Below are 17110 nucleotides of genomic sequence, written 5' to 3'. Positions count from 1 at the left end.
CATACCGGTGCTCTGATCAAACGTTCGCATTATATAGTGAAATTGCACTATCTATCAATAATCACTGAAATAGAGCTTGCACAAATATCCACTGCTTTATCAATTTCCTCTTCGTTTATGATAAGTGGAGGGTTAAAATACAACACGTTACCAAGCGGTCTTAAAATCAAACCGTTTGCAAGTGCCTTTTTGTAAATTTGATATCCCATTCTAAGGTTGTTATCAAAGCCTGTTTTGGTATGCTTATCGGCAACCAATTCTATAGCATTAATGAGGCCTATGTGGCGAATTTCACCACGTTCGGGTGGTCAAGCAGTGTTTGATTTAGCTGATTAGTTAAATGCTTGGCACGAGTTACTGCCGTTTCAATAATATTATCTTCACGAAGAATTTTCTGGACAGCGAGCGCGGCTGAACAACCAAGGGGATTGCCACTATATGTATGGCTGTGCATAAAAGCTTTACCTTCAGAGTAATCTGCATAAAACGCATCGTATATTTCATCAGTTGTGATTGTAATCGCCATTGGCATATAGCCACCGGTAAGCCCTTTCGAAATACACATAATATCAGGACTGATACCAGCATGGTCAAAAGCAAACATCTTACCTGTTCTGCCAAATCCCGTCGCAATTTCATCCGCTATCAGCAAAACACCATATTGATTGCAAAGTGCCCGAAGCTTTTTAAGATACAGCGCCGGATAAATTCGCATACCGGCACTACCTTGCAAAAGCGGCTCAACAATCATAGCATAAGTTTCTTCTCCATATTCAGCAAATGCCTTTTCAGCGTGTTCAAAGCATTCACAATTGCAATTGTCTCGGGATTTATCATAAGAGCAGCGATAACAGTCCGGAGCCTCTATGCGGATAGTATCCATCAGCATAGGTTTATATATTTTTGCATACAAATCCATGCTGCCTACCGACAAAGCACCAATGGTTTCGCCGTGATAGCCCTCAGACAAACACATAAATTTTGTCTTTTGCATATGACCTGTTTGGTATTGATACTGAAAACTCATCTTCAGTGCACATTCCACGGCCGCAGAGCCATTGTCTGAAAAGTTGAACTTGGGAAGTCCCTTTGGAATAATGCCCATAAGCTGTTCGCACAGAGTGATTGCCGGCTCGTGGGAAAAGTTTGCAAAAATCACGTGTTCCAGCTTATCTAACTGAATTTTGATAAATTCATTGATCTTTGGGTTACAGTGTCCCAGCAGATTACACCACCATGAACTAACAATGTCAATGTATTCTTTGCCGTTTTTATCATACAAATAAACACCCTTACCGTGGTCGATGATAATTGGCTTTAGTTCCTCATAATCTTTCATCTGAGAACAAGGATGCCAGATATATTGCAAGTCCTTTTCAACTAAATTCATTTCCAACCACCTATTCATATAATGCGGCAAGAATGTCCGCATCAATATTTATTTCTGTATCGTTTTCTTTCACCAAGGCAATCACAGGGATCCCTGTAATCTCCTCAACCATTTTCTTGTTGTCTAATTCCATCACGTTACCTTCGTGGAAATGATTGAAGATAATCCCTTTCACTGGAATATTGCGGTGGTTCATATATTCCACTGAAAGTACAACAGAATTGATCGTGCCAAGTCCTGCATCGGCAACAAGGATAGTGGTTAGGTTTAACTCTTTGATAATATCTTCAAGAAAAATTTGTGACGTACTGTCGGAGCGAATAGGGCACATAATACCCCCGCTGCCTTCCATTGTCAAATAGTCGTACCGGGATGCTGCTTTTTCATATGCTGCTTTTACAACATGCATCTCCACAGGATTTCCCTCAATTTGTGCTGCCAAGTGCGGGGAAACGGCATTTTCGTAGACATAAGTAACAAGGTTTTTCATGTTCTCGTCAATGCGCGCGACCCGGCTTACGTAATCGGCATCACCGGCATGAAGTCCATTTTCCTTTTTCTCCGCCCCACTTAGTACAGCCTTATAATAACCCGCGTTGTATCCTGCATCACGCAGTTTTTTAACGATAAGTGCAGTCACAAATGTCTTGCCTACATCCGTACCGGTTGCTGTGACAAAAAGACCTTTACTCATTCCACAACACAGCCTTATATCCCAATTCATCTAACATCTTCATGTCTTGCTCAATGGTAATACCTGCCGTCGTCAGCATATCGCCGGAAATCGCTGCATTGGCGCCAGATAAAAAGCACTGCCTCCCTTTATCAGAAAGAAGTCCTCTTCCGCCTGCAAGTCGAATAGATGCATTGGGTATTAAGAAACGGAACACCGCAACAATGCGGCACATTTCTTCGTTAGTTAATAGTCTGTTGTTTTCATAGGGCGTACCCGGAATGGGGTTAAGCATGTTGACAGGGATGGACCGGACAGCCAGTTCACGAAGATTCAACGCCATGTCGATTCTATCTTCCATAGTCTCACCAATCCCCATAATCCCACCGCTGCAAACATTTAACCCTACCCGCTGTGCTGCACATATTGCAGCAACTTTATCGTCGTAAGTATGGGTTGTGCAAACATTGGGAAAGTTTCTGCGTGATGTTTCAAGGTTGTTGTGGATTCTTGCAACACCCGCTGCTTTTAACTTTGCAAACTGCGTTTCATCCAAAAGCCCAAAAGAGGCACAAATAGCAATGTTAGATATTTTGCGAATGGCACGGATGCTGTCACACATCTGATCTACCTCAGTATCTGACAATCTTTTGCCGGACGTTACGATAGAATACCGCAGAACACCACGGTCCTGGTTGTATTTTGCCCGCTCCACGATAACGTCCGTGCCAAGCAACGTATATTCCTCCGTCGCAGTTTGGTAAAAAGAGGACTGCGCGCAATACTTACAGTTTTCAAAGCATTTTCCGCTTTTGCCGTTGATAATGGTGCATATGTCAAAAGTATTTCCGCAAAAATGCTCCCGAATTGCGTTTGCTGCTGTGCAGAGTTCATGAAGTGGCGCTTCGCATATTGCCAAAGCTTCGTCCTTTGAAATTAATGTACCGGCAAGTATCTTATTTTTGATTTCTTCCAACCTTAACATGGTTCAGATCTCTCTTTTCAATTTATTTGTTTTATCATGGTAATCAAACGTTTTACTTCAGCCTGCACCCATCATCTATTGCTTGCAAGCCCTATCATGCAAATTTGCAAAAACAATTATTACACAAAAAAAGCAGATTGTAAACTTTTTAAAAAATCATGGTTAACAATACGGCGCTTTTATATTATCATAAATGTAAACCATTTTCCATAAATCAAAGCTACTACTGCAATTTCATAGCTGCCCTGTAAGGTTTTCCATTAAGAAAACGACCGATGAACAGAAGCCCCATTTTTTTTCTCCATCTTCTGAAATTTTTTGTCCTATATCAGCCACAGTTCCTCTTATGATGTTCTGCTTATCCGGATATCCTGCCCAATAGACAACGGCACATGTACTTTCATTCTATGATCCCCCATCTATTGTTTAAGGGCGAAGATGACCTTTTCTCTTAGCCACTTCTGCTTTCCCCTCGCAGAAAAAAAATTCCCGGGGGGTTCCGACTTCTCCATGGTTTTAAGTTTATGAGTGTAAATTTGTGGTACAATATTTTTGAGGTGGTGAAATTTATGATAAAACAAGAGGTTATCAATCTTATCAACAGATTACCGGAAACTGCCACGCTGGAAGATATTATGTATGAATTGTATATCCTACAGAAACATAAAAATGCCATGGCTGCCATTGAAAAAGGAGATGTTCTCACGGTGGATCGAGTGAAAGGCTTACTTCTCAGGCAGCAATGACAAAGGTACTTTGGACAAAACCGGCCTTTCAGGATTTACAGTCAATTAAGGACTATATTGCCAGGGATTCGGTTTACTATTCCGACAAATTTACCGCCGATATAATTATGGCAACAGAGAGGCTGTCCCAATTTCCCCGAAGTGGACGGATGGTGCCGGAAATCGGTGAGGAAAACACCCGTGAGATTATTTACGGCTCATATAGAATAATGTACCAGATACGGCAGGAAGCCATCTATATTACCCAGGTAACGCACGGCAAACGAAATTTCGAATAGGAACAAGGGCTGATCAAGTGTAGAAATTAAGAGATTGATCTTCCCCAAAGGAGGGATAGTACAGTTTTGCAACAATTTCCCCCACCAGCTAGACTTTAGAGCCAAGATCAGCAAGATATGGGGGAAGGGTAGAAAAGAAACGTTTTGTATTTTTTAACGTTAGCTCAAGACTTTAATGATTAGGTGGCAACCATTTGATTTTAATAACTTCATTTTCTAATCGTTTAAATTCCGGATCACCAGTTAACAGCATGCCTTGATTCTTTATTGCTGTTGCTGCTGCAAAAGCATCAGCGTAAGCCAAGCGGAATCGAGCTTTAATATCACCTGCCAACAAAGTGGCCTGTTCATCAATTTCTAAAAAGCTGACAGGCCATGATTTAATAATCTCTATAGATTTTCTGGCTAACTGCCTGTCATAAAAACGTTGCAAGCGGCAATACACTTCACCCAGATTAATCCAACTCATATAAACAACTACCTGCTCTTGTTGCGCTAATTGTAATATGTCTTGTATAACCTGTGCGCCGGGTTCATCGTTTACATATGCTAAAACTGCATAACTATCCAGAACATAGCGTTCCATTTTACTTCCTCTCTTTATTTCTTTCAATCTCCCACTCTTCTTTTCGAATTTCGGACATATGTTGGGCAGCCGTCATATCACCACGAAGCATGCCTCTTGCGGCCTTAATCGGGTCTCCGGGTATAGGTATAATTGCTATGTATCCATCTATTTCAGTAATTTTGATAGTTGAATTAGATTCTATGCCATATTTCTTGCGAAGATCAGAAGGTATGACAATTTGTCCCTTATTGCTTACCTTTGCAGTTTTCATATAAACACCACCTTGCTTTTGCATTAAGTAATAATATTTTACCACTTTATATGCAAAGGTAAAACTAATCTTTAAGATTTCCCTTTCTAATGCTCCAGGAAATTCCGAAAGGCCCAATCGACCTTCCGAAATTCCCCAAACACTCGGATAGTTGTTGGACCTAAAAAAGCTATCGAAGTGTGGGAGCAACTAGTCTTTTTATTGTTAAGAAGTAATTCTACCTCCGGGATTGGTCCCTGTGTGTAATCTTTTATTAACCATTTTTAACCCTTCTATAACCCTTTTTTTCTCCAAGAGATTTATACTTAAGATAGCTTCTGGTACCGGAAAGTCAGTCAAAAAATGGAGTTAAGAGGGGGATACATGTGAACTGGAAAGTATTGATGTCCGGGTTACTATTAACTGGCCACTATTATTTATTGAACTTGTTGTACATGAAAAACTCTTCCTCGCTCTCAAAACCTAGATCCTTAACCATTTTATTGAATGTTCCGCTGGGAATGTCCCTTCCTTCGGCGTGAATATGGATGGATACTTGACGATATTGGCCTTTGTGGTCTATGCCTTCCCAAACAAAACGATTGCCCATCTTTCTTTTTTGGAGGCCCAGTTTTTTGCAAACCTTGATAAATACCCTGAAACTACATGTGCCCATCATTAACTCCCGAAGATTAGTTTTTTAACTTCGTTCGTATTCTGGCAATGAGTCAGTCTTATGACGTACGGATAATGAGATTTCCTGTCCGGGACATTTAAAAACAATTCAAGGCGATTAATATAATCCCGGGCATAATCAATGGCTAAATCAATTATCTGTTCTGTTGCTTCCTCCAATGTATCAGCGTAGGCATATAACTTGAGTTCATCCAGATGGATATTATGGGTCTTGGTTTCTTGGTCATAAAAAACCTTGGGCTTGAAGATATAGGCTTGTAACATTTCCAGTAATAAATTGGTTTTAATTAGGGAACACGTTTGTCTATCCCTGCTTTTAGCGTCCATGCATATAATTTCCCTGCCGGTTAATGCACTGTCAATCAATCTGCGCAAGTCTTTTCTGAATTCGGCAATGGTAACGGCGGTGGTCATAGGCAGCCCCCCGGTGATGTTTTCCAAAATATTTCACCCCTATGATAACATACAAATTTACATTTGTACATATTGTATGTTATTACAAAAGCTATTATTACAACTTTCTAGACTTAATATTAATTAACATATGTCGATATCGGCATAAATCATGAATTTCAATTGATACCATGCGGCTCCGCATCGTGAAAGACCCATGTTGTTTTTTCTGGCATGCTCAGATCAGGCGCGGAATTACCACGAGAGCCAGAATACCCACAAGGTACAGGCCGTTCAGGCCGAGCGCAATTTTTGTATAAATATCTCTTAAATGCTTTTTGGCAAACAGAAACAGCGCAAAACAAAAGCTGAGCGCGATGAAGATGAAATAACCGATCACGATTCCGGTTGCGTTCGGGTTGGTAGGATTCCAGACAAAGAAGATCGTAATGGGGACAAAAACGGTTATAAAGGAAATGATGCTGAGAATTTTATCTTTCATGGTTATGTACTGCTTTTATTTAATTTCCAGCTCAATGGAGCCGGTAAAGCCGTCGCCTTCCACGACGATATAGTTGCCGGCAGGCGGCAGTTCGATTGTATCAGAATAATCGCCTGTGCTCTCAATCAGCACTTGAGGCTCGTCCGTCCCGGACTGAAAAACCACCTTTGCAGTCCCCTCCGTGATGCTCAGCTTACAGGTAATTTCGATTTCATTTCCCGCATCACGGTCAATCGAAGTCCCCCCGAAAAGACACTCTGTTCCTGAAAAATCCTCATAATCGGCAGCATAGGTGCCGGTATAGTGATCGACTCCATATTTTCTCTTGCCTTCCAAAGACCGGTTGCCGGTCAATTGGGCGTCACCGGCCGCTTGGATGGCATGATTGTATGTACCGAGAATTTCATCTTTTGTGCAGCCTGTCAGCGCGAAGACAAAGCAACACGCGACCATCAAAAAAAGTAATGGTTTTTTCACTTCAAAGTCTCCTGTTCCTTTTGCTTCGTACGGCCGCCTTTCTTTGAAGGGGCGGCTGCAACCGCCTCTTTCCTTGGAATATGGATGATGATTCCGGTCAGCACGATCATGGCCAAGATCACGCAGATACCGGTGAACGCGTCTTGCGTTGAGGAATAGCTGCCGGCGGTATCGGATACAAAGCCCTCACCGCCGAACCGCACGATGCTGAGGCCGGCTGAAAAAGGATACAGGTTGCGGATCATGGGACTCTTTATAAAAATGGTGAGATATCCGAGCAGGAACGCAGCCACGGCCCCGCCCCGAAAAGCGTCCCGCCTGCGCCCGCAAAAAGCGATCAAAGGCAATTCCCCGATACAGGTAAACAGGGCCATCCCGATGATCCGGACGCTTCCCGATAAAACGATGCCCAACGACATATTTTCCGGGCAGCAGATCAGGCCGGCGATTATGGTCACCAGCGCATTGTAAAGGCCGAGCAGAAGCGCAATGATACCGAGCGCGGTCAGCTTGCCGGCCATGAGCCGCGGGAAACTAACGGGAACCGTCAGCATATTCTTTAGTGTGTCGTCCGTGTATTCCCGGTTGATCATATAGCCGCCGATCAGGGCGAGGATCATCGGGAAAAAGATCGTCGTATTGTTCCAGATGGTGCTGTTCAGCAGGTCTGGGAAGGTATAGTTCAAAACGGTTTTAGCATCATCCGACATGATGTTCTGCATGGCAATCGAAATGATGGGAGAGCAGGTCACGCCGATGACACCGACCAGGATAATGCTGTACCGTTTCAGTTTTTGAAATTCCGCCAGAATGAAATTCATCGTCAGGTCTCCTTCCTATAATTCGCGCCGGTTGTAAATACGTATCATCAGTACGATGCATATCGCCGCTAAAATTCCAAGGATTCCCAGGCAGACCGGCGTGGATACAAAATAGGGAAGCATACTCTCATAAAATTCATAATATGCCGCCGATTCGCCGCTTCCCGGTTTGTCAAATTGAAGAAACCATTTTGCGATCAAAGGAATCGGCAGGATCGTGCCGACATTAAGCCCCACAGGGGTCTTCATTCCCACATCGGTAAGATGAAACACATAGTTTACGATGGTGTAGAACAGCGTGATCACAATGGAAATCAGATTGCTTTTGTTAAACCACACCACCAAAACCACACAGGGCAGAGCCGCGGCCAACATCATGAATCCCAGCAAAACGCTAAGAGCAAATTTCTGTCCCATGTTGATGAGCGCCATGCCGAGCAGCTTCGCGCAAACCGCGCTGGCCAGGAATCCGACAAGGGAATAGGCCACGGCGACAACCGCCATGACGCTGATTTTCGCCATCACAAGTTGGCCCCTTGAAACCGGAATCGTCGCAAGGTTTTTCAGCGTGTCGCTGTCCTGTTCCGTAAAAAACAGCGACGTTGAAATGACAACCAGAACCGGCAGCAAAAGAAGAAAATTGCCCGGATCTACAACTCCTGAAAACAGGTTGTCGTAATCCTGTCCCCCCGGGGTATTCCAGTAGAGCAGTGTCGTCAGAACAGGGAAAATGAATGCCGCCAACGTCGCCAACAGAAACAGGGGACGCCGCTTGAACTTTTGAAATTCGCAGAGGATCAGGTTATGCAATGCCCTCACCCCCGGTCACGCGCTTGAAGTAATCCTCCAGCGTGTCTTCGCAGGTGTGGACTTCCGCTACCTCCAATCCGTTTTCAATGAAAGCGCGGGTGAGCGCGGTCACCGGCAGAGTGACGTCGTACAGGCGCAGGCTGCGGTCGTTTTCCACCGTAAAATTTTTTGCTCCAAAGTTTCTCTCCATGATTCTGGCTGCCTGCGCCGTGTCGGAGACGATAAAATGAATATATTTACTGTTCTTTTCTTCCAGCTCGGAAAGGCTTTCTTCTTCCAGTAAGACGCCGTGGTTGATGATGCCGATATCATCCGCCAACAGAGAAATTTCCGAAAGAATATGGCTGGAAATCAAAATTGTTTTCCCTCTTGCGTTGGACAACTCCCGGATAAACGAACGGACTTCGGCAATGCCGATCGGGTCAAGTCCGTTGATCGGCTCGTCCAAAATCAGGAGTTCCGGGTCGTGCATGATGGCAAGAGCGATGGCCAGACGCTGCTTCATACCAAGCGAGTATTGAGAAAATAGCTTCTTATCACCATATGGCAGTCCGACAACCTCCAATGCGCTTTGAACAGCGTTACGCTGGGAAACGCCTCTCAGCCGGGCGAAGATTTTCAGGTTTTCCGTGCCCGTCAGATTGGGGTAAAATCCCGGCGCTTCGATCAGGCTGCCGATGCGGGGCAAAATTTTCTTTTTATTACCCCGAATGCTTTTCCCGAAAATTTGAACCTCTCCCGAAGTCGGCTGCGTCAGGCCCAGCAGCATCTTCATGGTCGTGGTTTTTCCGGCTCCATTTCGCCCAAGCAAACCGTAGATGCGGCCCTTTTTCACGTGGATATTCAGGTTGGCAACGCTTTTCTGCGTCCCATATTGTTTTGTAAGATTTTTTGTTTCAATTATGAAATCACTCAAACTCAGAACCTCCTTTTCTTGCTAAAATCAGTCTATCACGCCAACCTTGCATTAACCTTGCCGGAACCTTGCATTAACCTTGCAATTTCAGCAAAAAGAAATCCCTGCCCGTGGACAGGGATTTTCTCAATTCCTTAATGGTAGAAAGACGGTAAAAACAGTATATTGGTTTGGCTCGCTTTGAACGGTAATTTTGCCGTCCATTTTTTCTACCATTTGCCGAACAATGGACAGTCCCAATCCGCTTCCCTTATCGGAACGGCCTCTATCACATTTATACAGCCTTTCAAAGATGTGCGGCAAATCGGATTTCTCAATTCCGATCCCGTTGTCCGCGATACGGATTTCAATTTCCTTTTCCTTTTTCGCCATTTCAATTTTAATTTGCGTGGTTTGGCTATGGGTAATGACGTTTTGAACCAAATTGTTGATGATGCGGGCATACCCGTCCATATCTACTTTTGTAAATAGCGGCTTTTCCGGAATTTCAATTTCATAGTCTAAATGGTTTTCTTCAAAAATAGGAATCCAGTCTTTCAAAACATTTCTCGTCAGCTCTGCAAGCTCCACCCGCTCTATGGATAAGGCAAATTCGCTGGAGTTTAATTTGAACCAATCAAATAGAACATCAATATAGTCTTTTAGGTCATGCGCTTTCCGCCTTGCGACTTCCAGATAATCCTCGCGTTCTTTTCCGGCGACAATCCCTCTGTGAACTGCATCCAAATAGCCGATCAGGGTGGTAAGCGGCGTTCGTACATCATGGGAGAGACTGGTCATAAGCTGACGATTGGTTTCATCCGCTGCTCTGAGCTGAGAAAGCTGTCCTTCGTAACGATAAACAATTTCATTCATTTTGTAGGAAAGGTCGGCGGTCAGATCATTGTTTGCAGCGAGGATTTTTCGGTTTCCGTTTCCGGCCTCGATGTCGTTCAAGGCATCCGTCATGTCCTTAAGCTGTCGCTTAACTCCAAGGAGCTTTCCCATGCAAATTATGCCGAACAAAAGGGCAAGGCAGAATAATATGCCTAATGTCACGTCGAGAATCACAGCCTACACCTCCTTGTTGAAGCGATAGCCGATCCCTTTTATCGTTTGAATATAAAATGGTTTGCCGGAGTCGGGTTCAATCTTTTTGCGAAGCCTGCTAATGATTGCCATAATGTTGCTGTCATCATAAACGTAAGGCTCGCCCCAAACTTCCTCATAAATCTGTTGCTTCGTCAAAATTTTCCCTTGGTTTTTCGCACAGAACAAAAGAAGGTCAAATTCTTTCGGCGGTAGTTCAAACGTACCATTTTGAGTGGTTACGCTTCGGCTGTCTAAATCTATGGTCAGCCCTTGGTAAGTCAGAGGGCGTGAATGATCTCCCGCCAGATTGAAACGGGTATACCGGCGTATCAGGGAAACTACACGGGCAATCAGTTCCTCCATATCAAAGGGCTTCGTCAGATAGTCGTCCGCGCCGGAGCGAAGCCCGCGGACTTTCGATGTGCTGTCATTTTTGGAAGTCAGCATCAGGATAGGGACACTGCTTTGTTTGCGTATTTTCTCCATTGTCTGGAAGCCGTCCATTCCCGGCATCATCACATCTAAAAGGATAAGCTGATAATCGCTCTTTTCGAGCATGACCAGCCCGTCTACACCGGAATAACAGCTATCCGCATCTATATTTTCAGCCGCCACGCTTTGCCTTATCAAAACACATAGCTCTTTATCATCATCGATGATTAAAATCTTACTCATTTGATTCACGTTTCTTTCTTCCATCAATTGGTTTTCCTGCATCTTTCGGAATCATCCACATACGGCTAAACCGTTTCACGCCGGGGATACGTTGTTCTTCACAAAGTTTTTGCACGCGTCGTTCAGAAATGCCCCATTTTACAGCAACTTCTCCAACAGAAATAAAGTCCATGTTTACCCGCCCCTTCTACATAACATATCAAGATTATTATATACGGATAGCCGAATAATATCAACTGTACCCCAATAGAGATACGAAAATATATACTACCAAACATGAAAATATATTTCGTTCAAATAATGCTCGGGTAGCTGTTGGGCCTGGCTTACGCCATTCCCAACAGCTACCAAAAAGGTCGAGTAGATACGGGCCTCTTAAACTTTAGGAGACGCTTTGTTTTCCCGGTTTCCTCCCTGTTTCCTCTGGGAGTGTCACAATATTTGCTCCATGATTTAATTGGCCACGTATCCCTCACAGGTAGGGTCGAGGACAGGCGCGGTGGCAGTTCTAGACCTTGGTGCGTGCTTCATTTTTGGTGTAAATAGTACTCCCCATTTACCTTTGCGAGTTCGTAATCTTCGAAAGTCAAAGCCTAAGAATCCCAAACTTTCCCCGCTAGCTAGGTTTACTAACCGGGTTTTCTCTTCATTGAGTTGTACATCAAGTTTGGTTAGCTCTTCAAGTAAGCGTTGATAGGCGGCTTTTGCCAACCAGTTCCATTTAGGGTAAGCATCAACTAGGATCACAAGGTCATCGGCAAAACGAGTATATTCGATGTATGTGTATTGTCCTTGCCGTGTTACTTCTTTTGCCTTTTCAAGCATTTTATCTACCTCGTTGAGGTATAAATTTGCCAAAAGCGGAGAAATAGCTGCACACATAGAAACAAAAATACAATTTCTATCGTCTAGGTTAATGATGGGCTTTTAGTGATGAGAGGGTAGGAAATGAAGTCTAAAGTTATTAAGTTTTTGGATATGTATCGTGTTAATAGCTATTGTTTTGTATTCATATCCGATAGGTTGTTAGTATTTACAGATACTACAATTACAAAATTACTTTTTATAGATTAATATTATGTGAAAATTTCTTCCAGTGAAAATGATCTTGATGTTTTCCGTGAGTATATAAAAATTATATAGTAATAACTGTCATAGAGTAAAAAAACCAGCTAAAGTCTGGTAATATTTGTCTTAGCATATTTTCGTTAAAATGTTGGTAATACCCCTCGATGTAAACTGTAGATTCAAGGGGGAGAAAGACGAAGGGGGCGAGCAGGTGGGTCGTCGGTATGAAAAAACGTGTTGTACCATTCTTGTAACTGTAGTATCGATGCTGATTTTAATAGCCTTAGAGGTCTGGAAAGGATCAGGATTATTAACGATTATCAAAGCACATGAAACTGATAATATAAACGGTAAGTTAATCAATATGCAGATTGAGAATATTCTCAATCCTCAAGTTGTTCCCGGAGATAAAGACATGACTTTCGACCAGGACAGCAAGATCTGGATACTTCAATCCAATGGCAGACGTAAAGTGCTTATTGGTGATGACAGTTTTTCCGCCTCTGAGTTAACCTGGTCCCCTGATGGCAGGCAGCTTGCCTTCATTGGCTGTAGAAGAAATAATACTCCAGGCATCTGGATAGCCAAGCAGGATGGTACTGGACAGACCTTTCTTACAGGATCCAATGACCCCTTACATATATTTTACAAAAATCCTAAATGGTCACCTGATGGTAGTTGGATTGCCTTCACAAAAGAGGTTATTAAGGATTATCCTGTTCACGGACATTATACTGCCAGTCTAACTATCTGGATCATCAAGCCTGACGGCACTAACTTGAGGATGGTAACTAATGGTAGCAACCCCACCTGGTCTCCTGATGGGCAGAGATTGGCATTTGAATTGCGACCAGATCCTAGTACGGCAGCTGATAGCGTAATCTGGACCTGTGACTTGAATGGAACAAATCTAAAAAGAGTCACTGAGGGTACGGAGCCTGCCTGGTCGCCTGAAGGCCGGTGGATTGCCTATGTGAGTAATACCTTAAGAACGACAATGTTTGAACATGACTCTCAGAACAAACTCGGCTATAGTATACGCTGGGACGCCAGAGAAATATGGGCGGCCAACCTGATTACCGAGAAAGTTACTCAACTAACACATTCTTCTATTGATACGAAAGCAGTGGAAACCATATTGAAGGATATGCAGAAAAAGGAAGGTCTGAAAACTGATAATGAGCTTATTTGCTCTGGACTATATGATGATTGGACCCCGTCCTGGTTACCGGATAGCAAGGGACTACTATTCACCAGAAATTACAACAACGAGAAGGGACCGCATTTTGTACTGTCCAAACTAGATTTAAAGTACAACTAGCCGAGCTATCATGATATTAATAAACTGACTAGTAGGACGATTCCTAATTGGGCTGCCGCCAACCAGTTTCATCCCTGATAGAGCCTTCATTAAACAAATGAAGTATCACAGAAATAGTTTTAAGTGATAACATAGGGGTATTCTTAATACATTTAATGACTAATTTAGGAATATGGATCACGGAAGGGTATTTTTTTAATTCCGTCATACCCGACAAAGAAAGTTTATAGCAAACAGGTATCAACATGCGTTACAATGGTTTGGGAGGGGAGTCACTTGAGCCGAAACGCAGTGTATACTATCGTGTTCTTCTTGGTCATTGGTTTGGTCGGCCTTTCTTACTGGGTTGTTTACAGTTTTATGCCCTGGCTGATCAGGGATGTGGAAGAAATGTCCCCGAAACAGCTGGAAGTAACCAAGCGCCATCTAGCCGGCAACGGCATTGCGCTTTCCACTGATCGTAATGAATATGTACCCGGTGACACCGTTCTGCTCACTATTACCAACCATACCAAAATCGAACTGGAACACCAACCGGGAGGGTTTCATTTCCGGATTGATATTCTCCGCGCCCGAACAGAGTCAGAGGCGTTTTCTATTTCTCCCGGCGATTCAAAAACAGTATCCCTGAAAATCCCCAAGACGGCAGATCCGGGACAGTACATTGTCCTGGCCAGTTATCAGCACATCGATTGGGCGCCTGGCGGGAATGATCTGATCATAAGCGCCCCGAAAAAACAGATTAAGGTGCTCGGATCGCCCCCGCCGCCCGTTCCCCGCGAGGGGAGGGTCGAAATGGTCAACGATCACAAAGCCGAAGTCTACCTGGGAGAAAAGACATATGTGGAGGCAGTGATGGGAAGTACGCCGTTGGAACTGCAGTTTCACCTGCCGGAGGGCGTGGGATACGCCCGGATCGAGGGCACCAGCCTGAACTCCTACGAGAATCACGCTGAGTACCTGTATTTCAAAATGAAGGACGGGCAACCCGTGTCGGGAAGCAATGTTCCGCCGAAAATCCCCGCCAGGGTGTCCTTCAAGATGGATCTTGACCGGGATGCCGCCGACTCCTACGGCCTGCTTATGCGGTATCAGGATTGGGTAGCCGACAAGAAACCTCTGCTTTTCAAGATCGTAATCGAAATGGATGTGGTTTACTAGGTTTGCCAAGTTTGATGTGGAACTTAGAGGGCTCAGACTGATAGTGGCACTCCATACAATTCGGTTGAATTCTTCCCACGGATCGCCAAAATCGGGGCGGTTGAAATCAATGCTCGGGTAGCTGTTGGGCCTGGCTTACGCCATTCCCAACAGCTACCAAAAAGGGACAGTCCCTCACTAAACTGGCTGCGCCAGTCAGTGGGCGGTGAGCTTGATTTTCCCTGGTCCAGCGGCATCAAGATGCCCTCCGACCTGGAGAGCTACAAGCTAATAGTCCACTGCGGCGCCTGTATGATCAACCGGCGGGAAATGTTATCCCGCATGATGGCCGCCAGTGCCGCGGAAGTGCCGATGGTTAATTGATATGGCCCTTGTCCAATACACAGAAAAGATTTTGAGCCTGTTAAAAGTTTTATAGCTAACCAGAACAGTTTGTTTAAAGATTTATTTTAGGACCCGGGCATTAAAAAATAAACGCAATGAACCAGAAAATATTGAGACTTCACTCCTCCCTCCCTTTTAAGAATTTCAACAGGAAAGAAAATATCTCTAGTTAACAACTATATGATTATTATTTTGATATTTTGCCGTTTAAGCTTCTTTGTAATTTCCAATTATAGACATTGCACTAAACCGCTGGCGCGGTGGTCCCCGTAATGTTTTTAAAGCTGTTTTGAATTTATGCTACAAAAAGTCAGTTCATTTTGATTAATTTCCTTTAAAATAAAGCTAATCGATTTTAAAGGATATGCGTGCTGGAGCTGCTGGATGAGCGCGGTTAGTAAAAGAATGGAGCTAATATGAGCATCTAAGCATATGAACGCAAGCTACTTGAAAGCAAAATTTATTTTAAGTTAGAAAAAGCAGCATGGAAAGGTTTTATGGGTAAACCTTCATTTTATTTGCAGGCAAGTTATTTTAAACCATTATCTTTTTAACTTAAAATTTTTCAAATCCTTCTTGTAAAGCCTCGTAAGCTACTTTGACCTGGTGGAAATCTTTTCTAATAGCATTTAATTTTTCTTCATCATGAAAGAAAGAAGCAGGATGATAGGTCGGCATTATCTTAATACCACCTTGATCAAACCACTTGCCACGCACCTCGGTAATTTTCGCTTTGGGATCAAGCAGGGTTTTTGTGGCCAGGGAGCCGAGGCAGACAATGATCTTGGGCCTGATCAGCTCGATTTGCTGTTTCAGAAAAGACACACACGCACCTACCTCCGCCTTGTTAGGGAGCCTGTTTTTTGGGGGCCTGCATTTTACCACCCCGGTAATGTAAATATCCTCCCGCCGGATACCGACTTCAGCAAGGATTTTGTTCAGGATTCGCCCGGCAGGGCCGACAAAAGGTTTCCCGGTCTCATCTTCTTTTTCTCCCGGGGATTCGCCCACCAACATCAGGCCGGCACCGAGGTTACCCTCTCCGAAAACCACGGAACGCCTGGTTTCTCCCAACGCACAACGCTTGCAACCTGCCGCCCGGGCAGACAAGTCCTCCATAGTCGATTCGTTTGTAATCAGCGGACTTCCCCCCACTCTTGTTCCAGCATTTCCCGCAGCATCCGGCCATTGATGGCCGCCTGGCCCCGGTAGTGATTATTCATGCTGACGAAGGTTTTCTCCGTTTTGGCGGCCAGCTTTTTGATCCAGGGCACCCACTCTTTCAACTCTGCACCGGAATAAAGATAATCGTAACGCTCGTGGGTTTCTTTATGCTGCCACCATTTTTTGTAGTTCCGCCCGTGGAAACGAACGTAACCGATCCTGTTGGTAGCCCTCACCACTGGCGGCACCAAGGTTTTGAATTGAGGCTCGTCCACGCAAACATAACCTAAGTCCTCATCCTCCAAAAGCTCGAAAACATTTTCATCCATCCATTCTTCGTGGCGGAACTCCACAACCACCGGGATGTCTCCCATTTGAGCCCGAAATTCCTTCAGGTAATCAATGTTTTCATCCCGGTTGCGAAAACTGGTTGGAAACTGGGCCAGGACACATCCGAATTTTTGAGCCTCCACCAGGGGCTTGAGGGCTTCCTTAAACTCGGTGAATTCCTTTTCGTTGTCCTCCCGTACGTGGGTCAAGCTTTTATGGGCTTTAATTACAAATTGAAAATGTTCCGGGGTTTTGGCCTGCATGTGATAAAACATAAACCGGTTGGGCATGCGGTAATAGCTGGAATTGATTTCGGTAAAGGAAAATTCCTTGGCGTAAAAGTTCAGCATTTCCTTTTTATCAATCCCCTCGGGATAGACCGGACCTATCCAACTGTCGTAACTGTATCCCGCCGTGCCCACCAAAATCAT

The 17110-nt window shown here is 44.1% G+C and carries 22 protein-coding genes and 1 pseudogene; 5 read left to right on the top strand and 18 right to left on the bottom strand.

What is annotated here, in order from left to right; genetic code table 11:
• Nucleotides 1–47: 47 nt before the first annotated feature.
• From bioA to bioB, 3 genes and pseudogenes are all read right to left on the bottom strand, one after another.
• A pseudogene (bioA, locus tag DESGI_RS04990) lies at nucleotides 48–1390 on the bottom strand (adenosylmethionine--8-amino-7-oxononanoate transaminase).
• A gap of 10 nt (nucleotides 1391–1400) precedes the next feature.
• Nucleotides 1401–2084 carry a dethiobiotin synthase gene (gene bioD, locus DESGI_RS04985; RefSeq protein ID WP_006521248.1) on the bottom strand — a complete coding sequence of 228 codons (684 nt, stop codon included), beginning with the start codon at nucleotides 2082–2084 and terminating at the stop codon, nucleotides 1401–1403.
• Nucleotides 2077–3048, bottom strand: coding sequence for a biotin synthase BioB (gene bioB, locus DESGI_RS04980; RefSeq protein WP_006521247.1), 972 nt, complete (start codon nucleotides 3046–3048; stop codon nucleotides 2077–2079). Before bioB ends, bioD begins: the two co-directional genes overlap by 8 nt.
• A gap of 569 nt (nucleotides 3049–3617) precedes the next feature.
• On the opposite strand from bioB, the gene DESGI_RS25150 reads away from it, so the two are divergent.
• Together DESGI_RS25150 and DESGI_RS04970 are read left to right on the top strand one after the other, a co-directional pair.
• Nucleotides 3618–3794 (top strand): hypothetical protein, encoded by a 177-nt coding sequence (locus DESGI_RS25150; protein WP_006521246.1) that lies wholly within the window; start codon nucleotides 3618–3620, stop codon nucleotides 3792–3794.
• A complete protein-coding gene (locus DESGI_RS04970) occupies nucleotides 3791–4072 on the top strand; it encodes a type II toxin-antitoxin system RelE/ParE family toxin (RefSeq protein ID WP_006521245.1) in 282 nt (93 codons plus the stop codon). Before DESGI_RS25150 ends, DESGI_RS04970 begins: the two co-directional genes overlap by 4 nt.
• 172 nt (nucleotides 4073–4244) lie before the next feature.
• On the opposite strand, the gene DESGI_RS04965 is transcribed toward DESGI_RS04970, so the two are convergent.
• The 13 genes from DESGI_RS04965 to DESGI_RS04910 form a co-directional block, all read right to left on the bottom strand.
• Entirely contained in the window at nucleotides 4245–4658 is a 414-nt protein-coding gene (locus DESGI_RS04965; protein WP_006521244.1) for a PIN domain-containing protein, read from the bottom strand.
• Between the two features lies 1 nt (nucleotide 4659).
• The gene (locus tag DESGI_RS23625; protein WP_006521243.1) at nucleotides 4660–4911 is read right to left on the bottom strand and encodes an AbrB/MazE/SpoVT family DNA-binding domain-containing protein; all 252 of its coding nucleotides are present in this window, start codon (nucleotides 4909–4911) and stop codon (nucleotides 4660–4662) included.
• A 412-nt stretch (nucleotides 4912–5323) separates the two neighbouring features.
• The gene (locus tag DESGI_RS04955) at nucleotides 5324–5569 is read right to left on the bottom strand and encodes a hypothetical protein (protein WP_157872728.1); all 246 of its coding nucleotides are present in this window, start codon (nucleotides 5567–5569) and stop codon (nucleotides 5324–5326) included.
• Nucleotides 5569–6027: a hypothetical protein gene (locus DESGI_RS04950; protein ID WP_041284781.1), complete on the bottom strand. Its 459-nt coding sequence runs from the start codon at nucleotides 6025–6027 to the stop codon at nucleotides 5569–5571. Before DESGI_RS04950 ends, DESGI_RS04955 begins: the two co-directional genes overlap by 1 nt.
• Before the next feature lie 190 nt (nucleotides 6028–6217).
• Nucleotides 6218–6481, bottom strand: coding sequence for a hypothetical protein (locus tag DESGI_RS04945; protein ID WP_006521240.1), 264 nt, complete (start codon nucleotides 6479–6481; stop codon nucleotides 6218–6220).
• Between the two features lie 15 nt (nucleotides 6482–6496).
• Nucleotides 6497–6958, bottom strand: coding sequence for a hypothetical protein (locus DESGI_RS04940; RefSeq protein WP_006521239.1), 462 nt, complete (start codon nucleotides 6956–6958; stop codon nucleotides 6497–6499).
• Nucleotides 6955–7779, bottom strand: coding sequence for an ABC transporter permease (locus DESGI_RS04935; RefSeq protein ID WP_006521238.1), 825 nt, complete (start codon nucleotides 7777–7779; stop codon nucleotides 6955–6957). The genes DESGI_RS04940 and DESGI_RS04935 overlap by 4 nt, the downstream gene beginning before the upstream one ends.
• A 15-nt stretch (nucleotides 7780–7794) precedes the next feature.
• A complete protein-coding gene (locus DESGI_RS04930) occupies nucleotides 7795–8598 on the bottom strand; it encodes an ABC transporter permease (RefSeq protein ID WP_041284780.1) in 804 nt (267 codons plus the stop codon).
• Nucleotides 8582–9505 (bottom strand): ABC transporter ATP-binding protein, encoded by a 924-nt coding sequence (locus tag DESGI_RS04925; RefSeq protein WP_006521236.1) that lies wholly within the window; start codon nucleotides 9503–9505, stop codon nucleotides 8582–8584. The genes DESGI_RS04930 and DESGI_RS04925 overlap by 17 nt, the downstream gene beginning before the upstream one ends.
• A gap of 126 nt (nucleotides 9506–9631) precedes the next feature.
• Nucleotides 9632–10555 (bottom strand): sensor histidine kinase, encoded by a 924-nt coding sequence (locus DESGI_RS04920; RefSeq protein WP_006521235.1) that lies wholly within the window; start codon nucleotides 10553–10555, stop codon nucleotides 9632–9634.
• A gap of 3 nt (nucleotides 10556–10558) precedes the next feature.
• The gene (locus DESGI_RS04915; RefSeq protein WP_041285218.1) at nucleotides 10559–11251 is read right to left on the bottom strand and encodes a response regulator transcription factor; all 693 of its coding nucleotides are present in this window, start codon (nucleotides 11249–11251) and stop codon (nucleotides 10559–10561) included.
• On the bottom strand, nucleotides 11244–11423 hold the full coding sequence (locus DESGI_RS23620) for a helix-turn-helix domain-containing protein (protein ID WP_006521233.1): 180 nt from the start codon (nucleotides 11421–11423) through the stop codon (nucleotides 11244–11246). Before DESGI_RS23620 ends, DESGI_RS04915 begins: the two co-directional genes overlap by 8 nt.
• A gap of 281 nt (nucleotides 11424–11704) precedes the next feature.
• Nucleotides 11705–12133: a reverse transcriptase domain-containing protein gene (locus tag DESGI_RS04910; protein ID WP_281168090.1), complete on the bottom strand. Its 429-nt coding sequence runs from the start codon at nucleotides 12131–12133 to the stop codon at nucleotides 11705–11707.
• A 331-nt stretch (nucleotides 12134–12464) separates the two neighbouring features.
• Between DESGI_RS04910 and DESGI_RS04905 the strand changes: the two genes are divergently transcribed.
• The 3 genes from DESGI_RS04905 to DESGI_RS24365 all read left to right on the top strand — a co-directional run bounded on the left by DESGI_RS04905 (nucleotide 12465) and on the right by DESGI_RS24365 (nucleotide 15164).
• Nucleotides 12465–13640, top strand: a complete 1176-nt coding sequence (locus DESGI_RS04905) for a TolB family protein (protein WP_006521230.1) — start codon at nucleotides 12465–12467, stop codon at nucleotides 13638–13640.
• Nucleotides 13641–13916: 276 nt separating this feature from the next.
• A complete protein-coding gene (locus DESGI_RS04900; RefSeq protein WP_006521229.1) occupies nucleotides 13917–14801 on the top strand; it encodes a hypothetical protein in 885 nt (294 codons plus the stop codon).
• An 81-nt stretch (nucleotides 14802–14882) separates the two neighbouring features.
• Nucleotides 14883–15164, top strand: a complete 282-nt coding sequence (locus tag DESGI_RS24365; protein WP_157872880.1) for a hypothetical protein — start codon at nucleotides 14883–14885, stop codon at nucleotides 15162–15164.
• A gap of 576 nt (nucleotides 15165–15740) precedes the next feature.
• Here DESGI_RS24365 and DESGI_RS04895 read toward each other — a convergent pair.
• Both DESGI_RS04895 and DESGI_RS04890 read right to left on the bottom strand, forming a co-directional pair.
• Complete coding sequence (locus DESGI_RS04895; protein WP_006521228.1) at nucleotides 15741–16340, bottom strand: uracil-DNA glycosylase; 600 nt, start codon at nucleotides 16338–16340, stop codon at nucleotides 15741–15743.
• On the bottom strand, nucleotides 16322–17110 hold the full coding sequence (locus DESGI_RS04890) for a DUF72 domain-containing protein (protein WP_006521227.1): 789 nt from the start codon (nucleotides 17108–17110) through the stop codon (nucleotides 16322–16324). Before DESGI_RS04890 ends, DESGI_RS04895 begins: the two co-directional genes overlap by 19 nt.

The organism is Desulfoscipio gibsoniae DSM 7213, assembly GCF_000233715.2.
Classification (GTDB): Bacteria; Bacillota; Desulfotomaculia; order Desulfotomaculales; family Desulfallaceae; genus Sporotomaculum; species Sporotomaculum gibsoniae.
The sequence above is the reverse complement of the archived record's forward strand: the minus strand, read 5'-3'. Positions and strand labels throughout refer to the sequence as shown.